Annotated in this window: 13 protein-coding genes and 1 tRNA gene; 1 reads left to right on the top strand and 13 read right to left on the bottom strand. The window is 70.3% G+C overall.

Annotated features, from left to right (window positions below; translation table 11 throughout):
* Window positions 1-94 precede the first annotated feature (94 nt).
* From AWQ68_RS28215 to AWQ68_RS28200, 4 genes are all read right to left on the bottom strand, one after another.
* A complete protein-coding gene (locus AWQ68_RS28215; protein ID WP_066945674.1) occupies window positions 95-943 on the bottom strand; it encodes a COG4705 family protein in 849 nt (282 codons plus the stop codon).
* A 564-nt stretch (window positions 944-1,507) separates the two neighbouring features.
* A tRNA-Thr gene (locus AWQ68_RS28210) sits at window positions 1,508-1,584 on the bottom strand.
* Window positions 1,585-1,650: 66 nt separating this feature from the next.
* Complete coding sequence (locus AWQ68_RS28205; protein ID WP_245656154.1) at window positions 1,651-3,192, bottom strand: alpha/beta hydrolase; 1,542 nt, start codon at window positions 3,190-3,192, stop codon at window positions 1,651-1,653.
* A complete protein-coding gene (locus tag AWQ68_RS28200) occupies window positions 3,189-4,013 on the bottom strand; it encodes a PSP1 domain-containing protein (protein WP_066945671.1) in 825 nt (274 codons plus the stop codon). Before AWQ68_RS28200 ends, AWQ68_RS28205 begins: the two co-directional genes overlap by 4 nt.
* A gap of 109 nt (window positions 4,014-4,122) precedes the next feature.
* On the opposite strand from AWQ68_RS28200, the gene AWQ68_RS28195 reads away from it, so the two are divergent.
* The gene (locus tag AWQ68_RS28195; RefSeq protein WP_066945668.1) at window positions 4,123-4,782 is read left to right on the top strand and encodes a trimeric intracellular cation channel family protein; all 660 of its coding nucleotides are present in this window, start codon (window positions 4,123-4,125) and stop codon (window positions 4,780-4,782) included.
* A 1-nt stretch (window position 4,783) separates the two neighbouring features.
* On the opposite strand, the gene AWQ68_RS28190 is transcribed toward AWQ68_RS28195, so the two are convergent.
* The 9 genes from AWQ68_RS28190 to topA all read right to left on the bottom strand — a co-directional run bounded on the left by AWQ68_RS28190 (window position 4,784) and on the right by topA (window position 17,332).
* Window positions 4,784-5,998 (bottom strand): amidohydrolase, encoded by a 1,215-nt coding sequence (locus tag AWQ68_RS28190; protein WP_245656152.1) that lies wholly within the window; start codon window positions 5,996-5,998, stop codon window positions 4,784-4,786.
* 139 nt (window positions 5,999-6,137) lie between these two features.
* Window positions 6,138-6,752: a permease-like cell division protein FtsX gene (locus AWQ68_RS28185; RefSeq protein ID WP_066945660.1), complete on the bottom strand. Its 615-nt coding sequence runs from the start codon at window positions 6,750-6,752 to the stop codon at window positions 6,138-6,140.
* A complete protein-coding gene (locus AWQ68_RS28180) occupies window positions 6,749-7,243 on the bottom strand; it encodes a SigE family RNA polymerase sigma factor (RefSeq protein WP_245656151.1) in 495 nt (164 codons plus the stop codon). Before AWQ68_RS28180 ends, AWQ68_RS28185 begins: the two co-directional genes overlap by 4 nt.
* 251 nt (window positions 7,244-7,494) lie before the next feature.
* Complete coding sequence (locus tag AWQ68_RS28175) at window positions 7,495-9,123, bottom strand: hypothetical protein (RefSeq protein WP_066945658.1); 1,629 nt, start codon at window positions 9,121-9,123, stop codon at window positions 7,495-7,497.
* A complete protein-coding gene (locus AWQ68_RS28170; RefSeq protein WP_245656150.1) occupies window positions 9,120-9,623 on the bottom strand; it encodes a SigE family RNA polymerase sigma factor in 504 nt (167 codons plus the stop codon). The genes AWQ68_RS28175 and AWQ68_RS28170 overlap by 4 nt, the downstream gene beginning before the upstream one ends.
* A 95-nt stretch (window positions 9,624-9,718) precedes the next feature.
* Complete coding sequence (locus AWQ68_RS28165) at window positions 9,719-10,906, bottom strand: DNA polymerase III subunit delta' (RefSeq protein ID WP_066945656.1); 1,188 nt, start codon at window positions 10,904-10,906, stop codon at window positions 9,719-9,721.
* A 41-nt stretch (window positions 10,907-10,947) separates the two neighbouring features.
* The gene (gene tmk, locus AWQ68_RS28160) at window positions 10,948-13,005 is read right to left on the bottom strand and encodes a dTMP kinase (RefSeq protein ID WP_066945653.1); all 2,058 of its coding nucleotides are present in this window, start codon (window positions 13,003-13,005) and stop codon (window positions 10,948-10,950) included.
* 158 nt (window positions 13,006-13,163) lie between these two features.
* Window positions 13,164-14,552: a metallophosphoesterase gene (locus AWQ68_RS28155; protein WP_066945839.1), complete on the bottom strand. Its 1,389-nt coding sequence runs from the start codon at window positions 14,550-14,552 to the stop codon at window positions 13,164-13,166.
* Between the two features lie 98 nt (window positions 14,553-14,650).
* Window positions 14,651-17,332 (bottom strand): type I DNA topoisomerase, encoded by a 2,682-nt coding sequence (topA, locus tag AWQ68_RS28150; protein WP_066945651.1) that lies wholly within the window; start codon window positions 17,330-17,332, stop codon window positions 14,651-14,653.
* Window positions 17,333-17,543: the final 211 nt, after the last annotated feature.

The raw sequence follows: 17,543 nt of genomic DNA, 5'->3' as shown, positions 1-17,543 counted from the left end.
CCGGACTGCTCACATGAGCATCCCGTACATGTCCCGAGCTCGGCCTTGGCATTCAGCCCCTGATCACGGGAGTCGTCAGCGTGTGGGATCTGGCTCAGGAGACGCTTGCCATGGCAAGGGTGTCACGGCGTTCCTGGAGATGGGCCCATCCCATGAAACCGAACAGGACGGCAAGGAGGACGGCGGAGGAGCCGACGGTTCCGAGGTCGAGGCCGCCCTTGGTGGTCGGCTTGGTGAGGAGGTCACCTGCGGTGGCGCCGAAGGGTCGGGTCAGGACGAAGGCGAGCCAGAACAGCAGCACGTTGGGCACGGCAGGGACGTACTTCAGAGCGAGGAGCAGCGCGAGCAGGGCAGTGATGAGTACCACGCCTCCGCTGTAGCCGAGGCCTGAGCTATCGGAGAGGAAGTCGCCCAGGGAGGTGCCGAGCGTGTTGGAGACGAGGATCGCCGACCAGAAGAGGGCTTCACCGCGGAAGGTGTCGATGTCGCGGATCGCGAAGGTCAGTCCGGTGAACTTCCAGATGACGAAGATGGCGATGAGGATCGAGATGAGGATCGCGGCGCCGGCGGGGTAGCCCAGGCCGAGGCCCTGTGGCCCCCAACCCAGCGACGTCGCTCCTTTGGGCAGGTATTCGGCGCTGGCATCGCGGTTCATGAAATCCGACATCGTAGTGCCGGCCATGCTGGTGGACAGGATGACAGTCCAGTAAAAGAAGGGGTTGTACCGCTTGGAGGCGAGCTGGATCACCAGGGTAACAAGGAAGATCAGGAACAGTGCGACCGTGGTGAGGAAGTAGCCGATCTTCAGCGTCTGGGCGAACAGGTCTCCAGCGGTCTCGCCGAGCGTGGTGGCGGCGACCTTCATGATCCAGAAGGTCAGCGTGACCTCGGGCAGTTTCTTCATCACGTATTTGCCGGGACTCTGCATCCAGTGCGTGTCCATGTGGGGTGTCTGGTCATCGTTTCGCACGGTCTAGTCCCCTCACTTCCCGTGACTAATGCCTTGTGGGGATGCGGTATGACGTTCCGGATCGCCTGACTCCGCAGACGGCAAGGCGACGGCGAGAGGTGAGACGGGGCCAGGTGCTCCGGTCCACGGGGGTTCGGAAGTGCGAGGTCCCGAAATACGGCGAGCAAGCCGACTCCCTCTCGCGCCCCGTGGACTCTGGGACGGAATGCAGAAGATGATCGACTGATATCTGCTCCCACATTCGGTTCCTTTGCACACAGGCGCAGTCGCCAGTGGATCGGCGCTCGTCCAAGCGCCAAGCAAGGGCATCTCCAGCGGCTGATGCCGCCGGGCGGAGTCAACCGAAGCCGCGAGATCGTTAGCTAGCTCCATGCATCGCATTCACGCTGCGGCACTACCAGTGATCCTCACATCACGGAAAGATACCAATGTGGGCCAGGTGGCGCGAGAGGGTCGGGTAGAGAAAAGACGTAACTCCACCCAAAGGAAGGGTGTTAGCAAGAAGGCCCCTTCCTTGGTCGGAAGGGGCCTCTGAACTGGAGCCGCCTAAGGGAATCGAACCCTTGACCTACGCATTACGAGTGCGTCGCTCTGGCCGACTGAGCTAAGGCGGCGTGCCGTACGGCAGTGCAGAGAAGTCTACAGGCTCATGAACCCTTCTCGCGCCCTCCTCGGCGACGTCACGTGACCTTCGGGCACATCGTGCCTTGCTTGGGCGGCTTGAGCGAGATCAGGTAGTCGTCGACCGCTTTGTCCACGCAGGTCGAGCCCGTCCCGTACGCGGTGTGCCCGTCGCCGTCGTAGCCGAGCAGGACACCCGAGCTGAGCTGGGACGCGAGCCCCTCCGCCCACTCGTACGGCGTGGCCGGGTCACGCGAGGTGCCGACGACGACGATCGGCGGGGCACCGTCGGCGGTGACCTTCTTGTCGGCGCCCTTGGGCGCGACCGGCCAGTACGCGCACGGCAACGACCCCCACATCACGAAATTTCCGAAATGGGGGGCGACCATCGCCGCCTCGACGGCTCCCTCGGCGTACGCGGACGGCTCCTTGGGATAGGGGTGATCCACGCAGTTGATCGCCATGTTCGCCTCGGTCTGGTTGGAGTACGAGCCGTCCGGCTTGCGGTCCAACATGAGGTCGGCCATGCGCAGCAGGTCGGTGCCGTCGCCGTTGAAGGCGTGCCCCAGCGCCTCGCGCAGCACCGGCCACGCCTCCCGCTCGTACAGCGGCGTGACGATGCCCAGGACGACCCACGCCTCGTTGATCTCCCGGCCGTCGCCGAGGCTGTTCTTCAGGGGATGCGCGTCGGCCTTCTTCAGCAGGTCGGTGAGCTCGTCCATGGCCCCCTCGACCGTACGGCTGGAGAAGGGGCAGGCGCCGTCCTCGAAACAGTCCTGCAGGAACGCCTTCAGCGCCACCTCGAAGCCGACGGCCTGGGTCTCGTTGGACTTCAGGGCCGGGACGGACGGATCGACCGCGCCGTCGAGGACCAGGGCGCGGACCTTCTTCGGGAACAGGTCGGCGTAGACGGCGCCCAGATGGGTGCCGTACGACTTCCCGAGATAGGTCAGCCCGGAGTCGCCGAGGACGGCGCGCAGCACGTCCATGTCCCTGGCCGCGTCGGCCGTTCCGACGTGGGGCAGCAGCCGGGCCGCCTTCGCGCCGCAGGCGTCGGCGAACGCCTTCGACCCCTTTTCCATCGCGGTGACCTCGGCCGGCGTGTCCGGACTGGCGTCCAGGCTCACGTAGGCGTCGAGCTCGCTTCCGGACATGCAGCGGATGGGGCTGGACTCGCCCACGCCCCTCGGGTCGAAGCCGATCACGTCGAACCGCGCCCGGACCTTCTCGCTGAGCACCGAACGCGCCGCCCGGGCGTACTCGATGCCGGAGCCGCCGGGCCCGCCCGGGTTGATGAGCAGCGAGCCGATGCGCTTCCCGGTGGCGGGCAACCGGATCAGGCTGATGCCGATCTTCTCCCCGGACGGGGCGGAGTAGTCGAGCGGCACATCGGCCCGCGAGCACTGGAAGCCGTCACCGCAGTCGCTCCAGTCGAGGTTCTGACCGTAGAACGGCTGGAGCGCCGGTGTCGGGGCCTCCGCGCGGGGTTTCGCCTCCTCCTGCGCACAGCCCGTGACCGCCAGCGCGAGCGCGAGGAACGCCGCCGCGGCTCCGCGGGCAGGGGTCGGGGGGACACGCCGTCGTGATCGGAAGATCTTCACGCTTGCGGCTCGTACCTCTCGTCGTGGGCCTTGCGCGGGCCGCAGACCGAGGCGCGCGAGCACTGGCAGCGCCGCCCTCCGTCGTCGAGCCGCACGGTGACGTGGTCTCCCGGCACGTTCCTGCCGACGACCTGGCCCGGCCCCTCGTCCGTCTCCACCCGGGCCCCTGTCCTCGGGAAGGTCCGCTGCGCCTCGACGTACAGCGGGTGCTCGTACTTGAGGCAGCACATCAGCCGACCGCACGCTCCGGCGATGCGGAGCGGGTTGACCGGCAGGTCCTGGTCCTTGGCCATCCGGACCGAGACGGGTTCGAAGTCCTTCAGGAAGGTCGCGCAGCACAGATCCCGGCCGCACGGACCGATGCCGCCCTGGAGGCGGGCCTCGTCGCGCGGTCCGATCTGCCGCAGCTCCACCCGCGCCCGCAGGTTGCGGGCCAGGTCCCGCACCAGCGCCCGGAAGTCGACCCGGTGCGGGGCCGAGAAGTAGACGGTGAAGACGTTGTCGGCGTCCACGTAGTCGACCCCGACGACCTTCATGGGCAGCTCGTGCCGCTTGATCAGGCGCTTCGAGACGCTGCGGGCCTCGGCCCTGCGCCGGCGGTTGGTCTCGTCCCTGGCCAGGTGCTCCTCGGTCGCGATGCCCGCGCACACCGGCAGGCCGTCGACGTCCTCGCTCACGTACTGCGGCGCCCAGATGCACTCGGCCACCTCGGGCCCGGAATCAGTCGGTACGAGCACCTTGTCGCCGACTTTGGGGGAATGCCCTCCGGGGTCGAGGTAATAAAGCCGCCCGTACCGGGTGAAGCTCACCGCCATCATCATGCCCAAGCGCCCGGCCTCCTCGATCTCGTACGGCTTCCGCCCGCCCTTACCCTACGCGGCATCGGTGCCATACCGTCAGGGTCAGGCGTATACCGGGTATCGACGCCAGGTGAACGTCGAACCGCCGCTGCTGCTCGCGCTCGACCTGGCGGGCACCTTCGCGTTCGGACTCAACGGCGCGCTGACGGCCGTGCGCGCCGCGCGGCTCGACATCGTCGGCGTGATCACCCTCGGCATGGTGACCGCGCTGGGCGGCGGGATCATCCGCGACATCCTGATCGACTCCCTGCCGCCCGCCACGTTCGGCGACTGGCGCTATCTGGCGGTCGCGGCCGCGAGCGGTCTGGTCGCGTACGCGCTCGGCCGGCGGCTGGACCGGCTGGCCGGCCCGATCATCGTGTTCGACGCCCTCGGGTTGAGCCTGTTCGCGGTGACCGGGGCGAGCAAGGCGCTGGACTACCGGCTCGGCATCGGACAGGCGGTCATCCTCGGCGCGATCACAGCCGTGGGCGGCGGCACGCTCCGCGACGTGCTGATCCGGCGGATCCCCACGGTGCTGTACAGCGAGCTGTACGCCATCCCCGCCCTGATCGCGGCCGCGATCACCGCGGTCACCGTCCGCACCGGCGTCTACGGGGTCCCCGCCGCGATCGGGGCCGCCGCCGTCTGCTTCGTCGTCCGGCTGGTGGGCGTCCGCTTCGGCCTCAACGCTCCGGGCCCGCCGGGCGCCGCCCGGGGTGACGTCCCCGGTTCCGGGGACCGGCGGTGAGTCAGCGGCCGAGCCACGCGAGAGCCGCGACGACCAGGGCCTGGGAGCCGGTGTCCAGGGTGGGCTGCGGAACCGGGGCGAACGCGGCGGAATGGTTCACCGGGATGTCCTGCGCCACCCGGCCGGCGGCCTCGGCCCTGCGGTAGGTCTCGGGGTCGATGCCGCCGATGCCCCAGTAGGTGTACGGGACGCCCAGGGCGTTCGGGATGTCGCTGAAGTCCTCGCTGGCGGTCTGCCGGCCCATCGGCCCGGCCCGGTCGCCGAAGAACTCGCCGAACGCGGCGGCCACCCGGCCGGTCGTCTCGGGATCGTTGTCCGTCAGCGGGAAGCGGTCGAACAGCTCGATCTCGGGAGCCTTCGGACATCCCGACGCCTGACACTCGGCGGAGACGATGCGGCGCACCGCGTCCAGGATCGCGCTTCTGGTCCGCTCGTCGTAGGTGCGGATGTTGAACTCCAGCACGGCGTGGTCGGGGATGATGTTGCTCTTCGTGCCGGCCTGGACGCTGCCGACCGTGACCACCGCGGTCTCCCCCGGCGAGGTCTCACGGGACACGATGGTCTGCAGCCGGATCACGATCATCGCCGCGAGGACCACGGGGTCGACGGCCGCCTGCGGCATCGAGCCGTGGGCTCCGCGTCCGTACACGGTGACGCGGCCGCTGTCGGCGGCGGAGAGCACCGGACCGGCATGAGTGCCGACGTGTCCGGCCGGCGCCGGCAGCACGTGCTGCGCGAGCGCCACGTCCGGGGCCGGAATCAGCTCGGCGAGGCCGTCGTCGAGCATGGTCCGCGCGCCGTCGCCGGTCTCCTCGGCCGGCTGGAACAGCGCCACCAACGTGCCCCGCCACCGGTCGGTCCCCTCGGCGAGCAACTGGGTCGCGCCAAGCAGACAGGTGACGTGTACATCGTGTCCACAGGCGTGCGCGATCGGTATCTCGCGCCCGCCGGAGTCCGTGACCGTGTCGGTGCTGGCGTACGGCAGGCCGGTCGCCTCACGCACCGGCAGCGCGTCCATGTCCGCCCGGAGCAGCACCGTCGGGCCGTCGCCGTTACGCAGCACCCCGACCACACCGGTGCCGCCGACCCCCTGGTGCACCTGGCAGCCGATCCGGCCGAGGCGCTCGGCGATCTTCGCGGCGGTACGCCGCTCATGGTGCGACAGCTCAGGATGCCGATGCAGGTCCCGGTAGAGATCCTCCTGCCATCCCCGCACGGACCCCAGACGAGCCGCCACAGATGGCGCGGGTGACATGGCAGCCATGACGCCCTCCTCGTGGCGGCGACACACGTGCCCTCCTTCGAGGCTAGGCCCTCCGGTTCGATCGGGCGGGAGCGCGTGCGCCGTCAGGGACTCAGCACCTCGCTTTGTCCACAATGCACACCGTGTCGACGACGTTCGAGACCCCGGGCATGTGCTCGACAGCCCTCAGCACCGCCTTGCGATCGGCTCCCGGCAGCACCTTCACCCGGAAGGACTCCGGCAAATCCGACGGTTTGACCACTTGGACAAGCAGGAGATTGTCACTGTTGGTGGCCCGGAATTTCTTGTACGCCTCGGCCCGCGACTCGAACTGGATCCACCCGACCTCCGGCATCGACTCCAGAACCTGCTTGATCCGCCGCCGATCGTCCTCGGTCGCCGCACGCTTCTTGCACACCGGGTAGGGACCGTTCTTCTTGCAAAGGAACACCGCGATCTCGTACTTCCAGGAATCCGCCTCCGCCAGGCCGAGCTGGGCCAGGCTGTCCGCCATCGGATTGCCCGCCGTCGTCGCGGGAGGTGCGGGCCGTACCAGCAGGAACACTCCGACGGACACCGCGGCGACCAGTGCGGCGGGGATCACGACAAACCGGGATATCCGGGTGCTCCGAGCGCGCCCCCGCGGCGCGGTCAGCGGGCGGACGGACCGGAGATCGGCGGTCGCCGCCGCCTCGGACAGGGCCTCGCGCAGACGTTGTTCGATCATGATTCCTCCCCAAGGGTCCGGGCGAGGGCGGCGAGCCCGCGCGTGATGGTGGAACGCGCCGTGCTCCCGGCGACGCCCATGGTGTCGGCGATCTCCTCGTACGAGAGGTCGAGGTAGAACCGCAGCACGAGCGCCTCGCGCTGCCGTCGTGGCAGGCCGCTCAGGGCGACCAGGACCTCCCGGCGGTCCTCGCCGATCATCGCGACACTCTCCGCCGACCAGACCGGCGGCGCGTACGGCACGGCCCGCCGGAAGGCGAGGCTCCTGCGCCGCAGCACGGACCGGCAGCCGTTCAGCACGGCCGACCGCACGTACGCCAGGGCGCTGCCGGGATCGCGCAACCGCCGCCGCCCCGCGTGGGTGCGCGCGAACGCCTCCTGGACGACGTCTTCGGCCGTGGCCAGGTCACCCAGCATGAGCAGCGCCAGCCGCACCAGGCCGAGATGATGGTCGGCGAACAGCGCCGCGACATCGACGCGTTCCCGGATCAAGGGCTCTCTCTCCGAGAGCAGTTCGGCTTTCACACCAAAGAGACGCACTGGTGTGGCTTCTGCTGCTTCTGTTTCGGAAGAAACCCGCTTCTTCTCCAGAAGAAGCCTTTCTGTTTCAGTGGAAACCCGCTGCCTCTCCCGCCGCGCGGGCATCCATCCCCTTTGAGCGGCCCGTGATCTCCCGGAAACGGGTACGGCCGGCCTGCCGGGGGCGAGTCCCGAGAGCAGGCCGGCCGTACCGGCGGCGACGGCTACCAGGCGTACCTGGAGCCGTAGATGCGGGAAGGTTCCCCGGTCTTCACCAGAGCCCGGTAGCCCGCCGCGTCGACCGCGCCGATCTCGTCGCCCCGGGAGACGATCACACGCTCGCCGGTGCCGTCGAGGTCGAGCAGCTGGATCCCCGCCTCGCCCGCCTCGTGGTAGACGACACCCGTTGCCTTCCCATCGGCGGTGTCGTACGCGATGAGGTCCGCGGATCCGCCCACCGGCAGGCCCGTCTTGCCGTCGATCTCCATGTTCTGGAACGCGGCCACGATCCGGCTGCCGTCCGGGCTGATGGCGGCTCCCAGCATGCCGCGTGATCCTCCACCGAGGGAGATGCTGCTCGCCTGCTCCAGGCTGTCGCCGGGCGCTCCGGTGTCCAGGAGACGCAGATCCGACAGGTCGGGACACACCTTGACGACCGCGTGCACCTCGACCGGATCCTCATCCGGAGTGACGGCGGGCGACGACGCCACGCCCGGCTCGTCCAGGATGGTCGCCGCGGGGAGGTGGCACCACTCGACCTGCGGCGCGATTCCCTTGCCTGCCACGCTCGGCTGAACCGGCGACGCCTCGGTCACCACGACCGACGCCTCGACACTCGACGACGCAGAGGGCTCGGCCGTCGTCGCGGGGCTCGGGACGGCGGTGGCCGTCGCCTCGGAGGCCACCGGACTCGCCGTGATCGCGGCGGTCACCGGCGCCACGGGCTCTCCCACCGGACTGACCGCGACGGTCGGATCTGACGCTCCCTCGGCCACCAAGGGACTCGCGGCGGTCGCCGGCTCCACGGGCTCTCCCACCCGGCTGACTATCGGATACGGGGACGGCGCCTCGGTCGCCGTGGGCGTCGCCTCAGTCGCTTCATCGGTCACCGGGGCCGATGACAGGAGTTCCATCCGGACGTAACGGGCGAAGAGCACGAAGCGGCCGTCGGCCGTCATCGACAGTTCGGAGACGTCGACATCGTCCTTCGCGGTCCACGTGCGGCTGTCGCCGGTCACCGTGTCCGCGACCACCAGGCGGCCTTTCTCGGCGCCGCCGCCACACGACATGAGGCCGTACGCGAGCTTGCCGCCGTCACCGCTGACCGCCAGGGAGGTCGGCCTGGTGCCCTCGGGCGGCGCGAAGGGCAGGGGGCCGAACGACCCGACCTTCCCCTCCTCGTCCAGCGTGAAGCGGTACAGGCGCGGCCGGCAGTCGTCCTCGGCCGACACCGCGTAGAAGAGCCGGTTGTCCTGCGCCGCCTGGATGCCGACGAACCGCTCCTTACCGGAGGGGTTCGGGACCCGGGAGGTCTCCGCGCCACCGTTCACGCTCCTGACCGTGATCCCGCTCTCCCCGGTCTCGGCGAAGAACGTGGGCGCGGCGGCGGGGCCTGCGCTCGTGGCGGCGTTCCGGCCGGGGCTCCCGTCCCCGCCCCTGGCGACCGCCACGCCGCCGGCCACCGCGACCGTCACGGACGCCGCCGCGGCGAGCGGGACCAGCCAGGCTCTCCTCACCCGGCCCGCAACCTCCGAGCGCGTACGGCCCGCGGCCGGCGAGAAGGCCGGCACCTGGTCGATGGTCTCGCCCACGGCCCGGGTGGCGTCGCGCAGGCGATCGGTGATCTCGTTCATCGTGCGTTCCCCAGTAGTCGGCCGAGCGCGTCCAGGGCTCGGGAGGTGGTCGACTTGACGGTGCCCCGGCTGACGCCCATGACCTGGGCGGTCTCCTCTTCGGAGAGGTCGGCGTAGTAACGCAGCACGAGCGCCTCACGCTGCCGCCGGGGCAGGCGGTGCAGCGCTTCCATGACCTCGCGCCGCTCGGCTCCCAGGAGGGCGGCGGACTCGGCCGACCACATGGGCGGCTCGTACGTCCCGGCGAACCAGGACGGCAGCCGCCTCCTGCGCAACACGGTCCGGGCGTTGTTGAGCACGGCCGAGCGCAGGTAGACGAGCGCCTTGCTCCGGTCCCGAAGGCCGCCGAACCGGCGATGGAGGCCGAGGAACGCCTCCTGGACCACGTCCTCGGCCGTCTCGCGGTCGCCGAGCATGATCAGTGCCAGCCTGGCGAGGCCGAGCGCGTGCTCGGCGTAAAGTGCCGCGATCGTCTCGTCCGCGGTTTCCGGGGCGGTCACCGACGCTCCGGGAGGTTTATGGATATCCAGCGTTTCGGCCTGCATGCACCAGAGACGCCGAATCGCCTCTCAGGTTGCTCCCGCCACCCGGCTCGCTATCGCGGGACGCGCGGATCCCGGAGGGCGAGGGTCATGGCCTCCACCGCGATCTGCGGGTTCACGTTCGCCGCGAGCCGCTCCCGGCAGATCATGATCGCCTCGGTGCGGCGCAGCGTGTCCTCGGGGGTCGACTTGGCCGCGAGCGCCTCCACCTCGCGCCTGCGATCCTCGTTGGCCAGCTCCACCCCGGCTCCGAGCTGCACGGCGAGGACGTCCCGGTAGTACGCCACCAGATCGAGCAGCGCCACGTCGATCGAGTCGCGCTTGATCCGGGTGGCGCGGGACTTCTGCAGGGTCTCCAGCTCCTTCAACGCGCCGGCACCGCCGCGGACCAGGCCCCTGCCCAGCCCCTTGCCCGACGATCCCTCGCCGTAGACCCTGCGCAGCTCGGCGGTCTCGGCCTCGTTCAGCGTGGCCGTCGCCGCGTCGGCGTCCTCGGCCGAGGTCTTCACCAGCCGCTCGGCCGCCGCGATGCACTCGCCCACGCCGGTGAGCGACGCGGGGATGGAGAGCACCTCCTCGCGGCGCCGCCGGACCTCCTCGTCCAGGGCCAGCCGCCGGGCTCTCCCGACGTCGCCGTGCGCGGCCCGCGCGGCGAACCACGCCATGTCGTCCGGCACGCTGTCCCGGGTCGCCAGCACGTGCGCGACCGCCTCCGCGGACGGCGTTCGGAGCGTCACGACGCGGCAGCGGGACCGGATCGTGATGATCATGTCGTCGGGCGACGGGGCGCAGAGCAGCCAGACCGTCCGCGGCGGCGGCTCCTCGATCGCCTTGAGCAGCGCGTTGGCGGCGGCCTCGGTGGCGCGGTCGGCGTCCTCGAACAGCACGATCCGCCAGCGCCCCAGCGTCGGGGCGCCCGCGCCCTTGAGCACGAGGTCGCGGGTCTGCCTGGCGCTGTAGGAGAGCCCCTCGGGCCGCACCAAGGTCAGGTCCGGGTGGGAGCCGACCTCGACCTGGTGGCAGGAGTCACAGTGCCCGCAGCCCTGGTCGGGGCAGAGCAGCGCCGCCGCGAAGGCGCGGGCCGCGTCGGAACGCCCGGAGCCGGGAGGGCCCGTGAACAGCCACGCGTGCGTCATCCCGGCGCCGCGGCCGCCCGCGAGGGCGTCGTCGGCGGCGGAGGCGGCCTGTCGCAGCACGGCGGCGGCCCGATCCTGGCCCACCAGATCCTCGAACACACCCACGCGCCCAACCTACCGTCAGATCGCGTACGCGCCCGGCCGCCTCAGTCGCGGATGGCCGGGATGGTGCCGGTGGCGGCCTCGGTCTCCTGCGGCACCGGGTCGGGCAGCACCTCGCGCACCCGGTCCTGGATGATGCGGGAGATCTCGTCCTGGGGCAGCGTGCCGTCCACGACCAGGTAACGGTCGGGCGCGGCCGCCGCGAGCGCCCGGAACTCGTGCCGGACCCGCTCGTGGAACTCCATCGGCTCGGACTCGATCCGGTCGGCGGGCGAGGCCATCCGGCGCAGCCCCACGGACGGGGGCACGTCGATCAGCACCGTCAGGTCGGGGAGCAGCCCGCCGGTCGCCCAGGCGTTGACCCGCGCCACGTCGTCCGGGTCGAGCGCCCGGCCGGCGCCCTGGTAGGCCAGGGACGAGTCCACGTACCGGTCGCAGACCACCGTGGAACCCCGCTGCAGCGCCGGGCGGATCACCTTCTCGACGTGCTCGGCCCGGTCCGCCGCGTACAGCAGGGCCTCCGACCGGGCGGACAGCCCCTGGTGGGCGGCGTCGAGGAGGATGGCGCGCAGCCGCATGCCGATCTTGGTCGATCCCGGCTCGCGGGTCTGCACCACGTCGAAGCCCTGGTCGCGCAGCCAGATGGCGAGCAGCCGCGACTGGGTGGTCTTGCCCGAGCCCTCGCCGCCCTCGAAGGCCACGAACAGGCCGGCCCGGGGCTCCTCGTCCTCGACGGCGAAGCGCTCGCCCCGCAACGCGGCGAACAGGTCGGCCCCGATGGGGACGCCCGGCCGGTCGTCCATGTGGCGCAGCGCGAGCACCCCGACCACGACCGCGAGCAGCGCGCCCAGGAGCAGCACCACGTTCGTCCCGTCGAAGCGGTACGTCATGTCGCCGATCACGAGGAGGTGCGCGCCGAAGAGCCCGGCGAACGCGGAGGCCACCGCGAGGACCAGGAGCAGCGTCACCCTGGCCAGCGACTGCAGGAACGAGAACGTACGGCCGCGCAGGCCGTCCTCGACCTCCAGGCCGATCAGCGTGTATCCGATGATCCAGGCGGTCCCGGCGCAGGCGCCGAGCACCACGGTCAGGACGACCACCAGGGCCAGGTTGTGGATGAGCGCGATGGCCGCGAGCGTCACCCCGGCCACGATGATGGCCACGCCGAACATGCGCCGCCGGGACAGCGCCCCGAGCAGCCGGGGGCCGAAGAACATGCCGGCCCCCATGCCCAGGAAGACCGCGCAGAACAGCGCGCCGTAGCCGGCGTCGCCGCCGCCCAGCGCGCTCACGTACGCCTTGGCCACGCCGATGACCGCGCCTCCGGCGGCGAAGGCGCCGAGCATGCCGATGATCAGCCCGCGCACCACGCGCTCGCCGCCGACGAACCGCCAGCCCTCGATCACCTGCCGCAGCACCGACGGCGTGGACACCCTGAGCGTGTGGCCCTTCGGGATCTCCCGCAGCGTGAAGATCAGAGCCGCCGAGACCAGGTACGCCAGGGCGTTGACGGCCAGGGCCAGGTCCGTCGGCCGCGCGCCGAACCCGGGAGCGGCGGCGCCGATCATGCCCACGACGGCCGCCAGGATCGCGAAGAGCGCCGCCGCGACCGGGGCCGTGCCGTACGTGACGAGCAGGTTGAGCCGGTTGGCCTCCTCCAGCCGCTCCTTGGGCACGAGGTTGGGCACGGTCGCGTCCTTGGCCGGCACCCAGAACAGGTTCACGCACTCGACCAGGAACGCCGCGATGATCACCCACTGGTAGGTGCCGACCACCGGGATCGAGGCCACGACGGCGAATCTCAGGACGTCCGCGCTCACCATGGTCAACCGGCGGTCGAACCGGTCGGCGACCGCCCCGGCGAGCGGGCCGAGCAGGATCGCCGGCAGCATCTTGGCGACGAACACGCCGCCGACGGCGAGGGTCTGCGTCTGGAATCCCGATGCCGCGGTGAGGTTCCCCGCGAGGGCGGTCAGCGCGATGATGTTCAGCCAGTCGCCGAGGCTGCAGACCGACATGGCCGTCCACAGCCTGCGGAAGGGCGCGTTGGCCAGCACGTTCGGCGGCCTGCGTCGCGTGGCTGCCCGGCCATGGGTGCTCATGATGTCAGCGTATCCAGGTGCTCGCTGGGCGGGAGAAGGGTGTGAGGGGGCCGGTTTTCCGCCCGCTCGTCGCCTGAGGGTAGTACGTCCCGACCTGTCCCGCAGGACGGATGCCAGGAACGGCCCCATATTTCCGGCCCGCGCGGGCGCCGGGGCGGTCAGGCGCGAAGCTCGATGAGGGTGATCTCCGGCGGCGCGCCGACCCGGACCGGCGGCCCCCAGTAGCCCGCACCCCGGGTCACGTAGATCTGCGTGCCGTCCACCCGGTCCAGCCCGGCGACCACCGGCTGCTGCAGGGGGACCGCCAGGTTGAACGGCACCATCTGCCCGCCGTGGGTGTGCCCGGACAACTGGAGATCGACGCCGTACCCGGCGGCCTGCCGGACCTGCACGGGCTGATGCGCGAGCAGCACGACCGGCCGTCCGCTCTCCCGCCCGCCCAGAGCCTTCTTCAGGTCGGGGCCGTCCCCGGACGGCGTCCCGTTCAGGTCGTTGACCCCCGCGAGGTCCAGTACGGCTCCCGCGTGGGCGATCTCCACCCGCTCGTTGCGCAGCGACCGCACGCCGAGGGAGTTCAGCTCCTCGATCCACTCCTGGGGACCCTTGGACGTGTAGTACTCGTGGTTGCCGGTCACGAAATATGCCCCGTAGCGGGACTCGAGGTGGCGCAGCGGCGCGGCCAGCGGCCCGAGCTCGGCGACCGTCCCATCCACCAGGTCGCCGACGATCGCGACCACGTCCGCCTCGAGGCCGTTGATCATCCGGACGATGCGATCGGTGTGCCCCTTCCCGGTCAGTGGCCCGAGGTGGATGTCGCTGACCACGGCGAACCGCAGCCCGCTCATCCGCGGGTCCAGCCGGGGCAGCCGCACGGGGATCCGCTCGATCACCGGGTCGCCCATCGCCGTTCGCATGCCGTACCCGACCGTGGCCAGTGCCCCGACGCTCGCGATCGTGGCGGCCGTACGCGCGATGAACACCCGCCGGTCGACCCGGGACGTTCTCGGGCCGGCGGATATCGCCGAGGCGGTGGATGCGACCAGGTCCGCGGATTCTGCCGAGCCGGCAACTGTGACCGGGCCTGTGGATATCGCCGAGGCGCTCGACGTTCCAGCTCCGGTGGACGGCCCCGTCCCGCCAGGCGATCCGAGCACAGGACCGCCTGAAACGACAGAACCGGGTGAACCAGCAGATCCGGCAAGGCCAGCAGAATCCACAGGCTCACGAGTTTCCACAGCCCCACGCGAATTCTCGCGGCGTCTGGCCATCAGCAGGGCGAGCGCCCGGGGAATCTCCAGGGCCACCGTGAACACGACGAGATAGAACATGATCGCCAGCCACATGTAGCCGGGCCACGCGATGACACGCTCGAACGACATCCCGAAGACCTGGCTACCGATGGTCCTCAGCGGCAGCAGGAACACGAGCAGGACGAGCCCCCACGTGAGCACGCGACGCGGCACGCTCCCCGGGCGGGTGGTCGGCCTGACCAGCCGCCGCCACAGGTAGTAGTGCACGACGACCACGACGGCCAGGATCGTGATCATGAACCCCACGGCCTACTCCCCTCGCTCCGCTGCCGGACGATCCTACGGAGCGATCCCAGAGGAGCGCGTCGAGCCCCCGGTGGCGGGGGCTCGACGGGCTAGGACTTCGTGGTGGACTTGGCCGCGGCCTTCTTCGCGGGCGCCTTCCGGGTGGTCGTCCGCTTGGGCGCCGGTGCCCGCTCGCGGCGCTCCGCCAGCAGCTCGGCGGCCCGCTCGGTCGTGATGTCCTCGACCGTGTCGCCCTTGCGCAGCGAGGCGTTGGTCTCGCCGTCGGTCACGTACGGACCGAACCGGCCCTCCTTCACCACGATCGGCTTCTTGGAGTTCGGGTCCTCGCCCAGCTCACGCAGCGGCGGAGCGGCCGCGGCCCGGCCCCTGCCCCGGGCCTTGGGCTGCGCGAACAGCTCCTTGGCCTGGTCGATCGTGACCGTCAGCAGGTCCTCTTCGGAGGCCAGCGAGCGCGAGTCGGTGCCCTTCTTGATGTAGGGCCCGAACTTGCCGTTCTGCGCGGTCACCTCCTCGCCGTCGATCTCCCCGACGACCCGGGGGATCGCCAGCAGCATCAGCGCCTGTTCGAGCGTGATGGTGTCCAGCGACATGGACTTGAAGAGCGAGCTGGTCCGCGGCTTGGGCACGTCGGCCTTCTTGACCCGCTTCTTCCCCTCGGCGGGCGCCGGCTCCTCCGGCAGCACCTCCGTGACGTACGGGCCGAACCGGCCGCTCCTGGCCACGATGACGTTGCCGGTGACCGGGTCCTTGCCCAGCTCGCGGTCGCCGCTCGGCCGGGCGAAGAGCTCCTCGGCCTTCTCGGCGGTCAGCTCGTCGGGCGTCATGTCCTCGGGCACGTTGACCCGGGCGCCGTCGCGGTCGAGGTAGGGGCCGTAGCGGCCCACCCGGATCACGATGTCGCTGCCCCTGATCGGGAAGGAGCTGATCTCCTTGGCGTCGATCTCGCCCAGGTCGGTGACCATCTCCTTGAGGCCCTCGTCGCCGTCGCCGCCGAAGTAGAACCGGCGCAGCTCCGGCACCCGCTCGGCGCGGTCGTTCGCGATGTCGTCGAGGACCTTCTCCATGTCGGCGGTGAAGTCGTAGTCGACCAGGTTGCCGAAGTGCTGCTCCAGCAGGTTGACCACGGCGAACGCGAGGAAGGACGGCACCAGCGCGGTGCCCTTCTTGAACACGTATCCCCGGTCCAGGATCGTGCCGATGATCGACGCGTACGTCGACGGGCGGCCGATCTCGCGGTCTTCCAGCTCCTTGACCAGCGACGCCTCGGTGTAGCGGGCCGGCGGCTTGGTGGAGTGGGCCAGCGCGTTCAGCTCGGCCGCGGTCAGCCGCTCGCCCTCCGACAGGTTGGGCAGCCGCTTCTCGGCGTCGTCCCGGTCGGTCGAGGGGTCGTCCGCGCCCTCGACGTACGCCTTGAGGAAGCCGTGGAAAGTGATCGTGCGGCCGGTCGCGCCGAACTCGGCCTTCTCGCCGGCGCTGGAGGTGCCGCCGACCTTGACGGACACCGACTCGCCGACCGCGTCCTTCATCTGGGAGGCGACCGTGCGCTGCCAGATCAGCTCGTACAGGCGGAACATGTCCCCCGACAGGCCGGTCTCGCCGGGCGTGCGGAACTCCTCGCCCGACGGGCGGATCGCCTCGTGCGCCTCCTGCGCGTTCTTGACCTTGCTCGTGTAGACGCGCGGCTTGTCCGGCACGTACGCGGAGCCGTACAGCTTGATGGCCTGGCCGCGCGCGGCGGCGACGGCGGTCTCCGACAGCGTGATGCTGTCGGTACGCATATACGTGATGAAGCCGTTCTCATACAGCCGCTGCGCGATCTGCATGGTGTACTTCGCCGAGAAGCCGAGCTTGCGGCTCGCCTCCTGCTGCAGCGTCGTCGTACGGAACGGCGCGTACGGCTTGCGCGTGTACGGCTTGCGCTCGACGGACGTGACGGAGAAGGACGCGTTCTCCAGGCGGGCGGCCAGCGCGCCGGCGGCGGCCTCGTCCAGGTGGAGGACGTCCGCGCTCTTGAGCGCGCCGGTGGAGGCGAAGTCACGGCCCTGCGCGACCCGCCTGCCGTCCACGGAGGACAGCGTGGCGCCGAACCGGCGCGGGTCCTCGTCCCTGCCCGTGTCGAAGAGGGCCTGCAGGTCCCAGTAGGCGGCGGCGGTGAAGGCCATCCGCTCGCGCTCACGCTCGACCACGAGCCGGGTCGCCACGGACTGCACGCGACCGGCGGACAGCCGGGGCTTGACCTTCTTCCACAGGACCGGGCTGACCTCGTAGCCGTACAGCCGGTCGAGGATGCGCCTGGTCTCCTGCGCGTCGACGAGCCGCAGGTTCAGGTCGCGGGGACTGGCGACGGCCTCCTGGATCGCCTGCGGCGTGATCTCGTGGAAGACCATCCGGTGCACCGGCACCTTCGGCTTCAGCACCTCGCGCAGATGCCAGGCGATCGCCTCGCCCTCGCGGTCCTCGTCGGTGGCGAGGTAAAGCTCGTCGGCGTCCTTGAGGAGCTGCTTCAGTTTGGAAACCTGGGACTTCTTGTCCGGGTTGACCACATAGAGCGGCTCGAACTCATGGTCGACGTTCACCCCCAGACGGGCCCACGCCTCACCTTTGTACTTTTCAGGGATGTCGTCGGCCTTCTCCGGGAGGTCACGGATGTGGCCGATGCTGGACTCCACGATGTAGCCGCGCCCGAGGTACCCGGCGATGGTCTTCGCCTTGGCAGGCGACTCGACGATCACCAGGCGGGTTGCGCCGGCGTTGCCGTCCTTGGCTGGCACGCTGCTTCCTACCTCGCTGTTCCCTGTCGTTCCCCGTGTCCCCGGTCGGGACGGCCGCCATCACAGGCTCGGCCGACCCTTGCCCGGCCACGGGACCGTCTCGACGGTAACCCGTCACCGGATGTCCTTCCCCCTCGGGCTACCCGGTCAGGTCCCCGTGTGTAACTCACCTGGACCTTCTATCCGCAAGGACGCAGAATAGAGCCAGGCG

Origin of the sequence: Microtetraspora fusca, from assembly GCF_001570365.1 — a bacterium.
In the GTDB taxonomy this organism is placed as follows: domain Bacteria; phylum Actinomycetota; class Actinomycetes; order Streptosporangiales; family Streptosporangiaceae; genus Microtetraspora; species Microtetraspora fusca.
The sequence above is the reverse complement of the archived record's forward strand: the minus strand, read 5'-3'. Positions and strand labels throughout refer to the sequence as shown.

Excerpts from the sequence above, each read along its gene's own strand:
- AWQ68_RS28215 (WP_066945674.1), bottom strand. The coding sequence starts at position 943 with ATGGACACGCACTGGATGCAGAGTCCCGGCAAATACGTGATGAAGAAA.
- AWQ68_RS28200 (WP_066945671.1), bottom strand. The coding sequence starts at position 4,013 with ATGATGATGGCGGTGAGCTTCACCCGGTACGGGCGGCTTTATTACCTC.
- AWQ68_RS28185 (WP_066945660.1), bottom strand. The coding sequence starts at position 6,752 with ATGATCGAACAACGTCTGCGCGAGGCCCTGTCCGAGGCGGCGGCGACC.
- AWQ68_RS28175 (WP_066945658.1), bottom strand. The coding sequence starts at position 9,123 with ATGAACGAGATCACCGATCGCCTGCGCGACGCCACCCGGGCCGTGGGC.
- tmk (WP_066945653.1), bottom strand. The coding sequence starts at position 13,005 with ATGAGCACCCATGGCCGGGCAGCCACGCGACGCAGGCCGCCGAACGTG.
- AWQ68_RS28155 (WP_066945839.1), bottom strand. The coding sequence starts at position 14,552 with ATGATCACGATCCTGGCCGTCGTGGTCGTCGTGCACTACTACCTGTGG.